The following is a 2,015-nucleotide window of genomic DNA, read 5'->3' on the forward strand; positions in this document are numbered from 1 at the left end:
CGTGCCAGTACTGCCAGATGGTACGGGTCCGGTTAGCAAGACGGAAAGGCATACGTGAGGAACCAGTGTCGTAACGCTCCTCAAGCGTGGTACCAACTCGAACCTGGCGGATCAGGGTTGGCTTGCACCGCGTCCCCACTCGAATTTCCGGGCGGGGAACTCGGGCACCGGCTGAAGATGTCGGTGCCGGAGGCCATGATGAATGCCCGCGGCGTAGCCATGGCGAGGGTGCTGGAGCATAGCTGGGTGCCGATCCCGTCGACCGATCAGACAGTGAACGTGGGAACCCTCTCGTCGGTCCCGCACGCCGTGACATCCGGTCACGCATCGTACGGGAAGGCGCGCCGACCGCTGATGCCGGCGGGAGGGGGCGGAGGGTCCGTAGTAGTCCGAGGGCGGGAAAGCCGTCCACATGGCAAAGGGACCCAGTTTGATTCGCAGCGTTCTGATGCGTAGGAAGGAGTTACGCCCGTGAATACGAGCGTTCCGTGGCCCGCCGACTTCCAGGAGGCATGGCACCGGGTACTTGTAATGCAGACGAAACTGCACCGTTGGGCGGCGGCCGATCCTGGTCGTCGTTTCGATGACCTGTTCAATCTCGTTTACGATCCCGCGTTCCTGATGGCAGCGTGGGAACGAGTGCGGGGCAACAAGGGCGGGCACACTCCCGGGGTCGATGGCGAGATTCCTCGCCGGGTACCCTCGGATCAGGTGCCCGTCGTGCTGGCCGGGATTCGCCGAATGGTGAAGACCGGACAGCTCGAGCCCGTGATGGTTCGTGAGAAGTCGATCCCGAAAGCGAACGGCAAGGTCCGCCGCTTAGGGATTCCGACGATGACGGATCGGATCGTGCAAGCCGCGTTGAAGCTGGTGCTGGAACCGATCTTCGAGGCGGGTTTCTATCCGTCCTCGTATGGGTTCCGGCCGCGCCGCAGAGCGCAGGACGCGATCGAGGAGATACACCATTTCGCTTCTGCATCCCTCAGCTATGAGTGGGTGTTCGAGGCGGACATCACCGCGTGCTTCGATGAGATCGATCACACTGCCCTGATGGGCCGGGTTCGTGAACGTGTCTCGGACAAGCGCGTGCTGGGGTTAATCCGCGCGTTCCTGAAAGCCGGTGTCCTCTCCGAGGACGGCGTGCACAGGGACACCGTCACCGGCACCCCGCAGGGCGGGATACTCTCACCGCTGCTGGCGAACATCGCCCTCTCCGGGCTGGACTGGCACTTCCAAAATAAGTGGGAGGCGCTGGGCACCAACAGCCAACGACAACAGCACCGTCGCAAAGGCGGCGCGACGATGAAGTTGATCCGCTACGCGGACGATTTCGTCGTACTCGTCAAAGGCTCCCGTGCCCACGCGGAATCCCTCTGGGAGGAAGTCGCCACGGTCTTGGCTCCGATAGGGCTTCGCCTGTCAGCGGAGAAGACGAAACTCACCCACATTGACGAGGGGTTCGATTTCCTCGGATGGCACATTCAGCGCCACCAAAAGAAGGGAACCCAGGGACAGACCCGGGTTTACACGTATGCGTCGAAGAAATCACTTGCTTCGATCATCACTAAACTCCGTGGTCTGACCCGCCGGACAGCGCATCTGACTCTGGCCGAGTTGATCCGCCGGGTCAACCCGGTACTCCGGGGCTGGTGCACGTACTTCCAGCACGGGGTCTCCAACCGCACCTTCGGATACGTCGATCACTACATGTTCTGGCGGATCTACGGATGGTTGCGGAAACGACACCCCAAGCTCAGCGCGCGCACCGTGAAACGCCGCTACCTTCCCGGGTGGGAGATCCGCGCCGACGGGATCGAGCTATTCCGTCCCCGCGCGATCCTGATTACCCGGTACCGGTATCGCGGAAGTCGTATTCCGACACCCTGGACCGACACCGCAACGGCATGAATCAAATGGAGAGCCGGATGCTCAGGAATGGGCACGTCCGGTTCGGTGGGCGGCCAGCGGAAACCCACCCCCGGCAACGGGGACAGGGCGCCGCTGGTCGACCCTTC

The 2,015-nt window shown here is 62.5% G+C and carries 1 protein-coding gene; it reads left to right on the forward strand.

From position 1 onward, the window contains the following. Nucleotides 1–471: 471 nt before the first annotated feature. A complete protein-coding gene (gene ltrA, locus FEF26_RS15380; RefSeq protein ID WP_229659625.1) occupies nucleotides 472–1,908 on the forward strand; it encodes a group II intron reverse transcriptase/maturase in 1,437 nt (478 codons plus the stop codon). Nucleotides 1,909–2,015: the final 107 nt, after the last annotated feature.

This window comes from Nesterenkonia salmonea (genome assembly GCF_005771525.1).
Taxonomy (GTDB): Bacteria; Actinomycetota; Actinomycetes; order Actinomycetales; family Micrococcaceae; genus Nesterenkonia; species Nesterenkonia salmonea.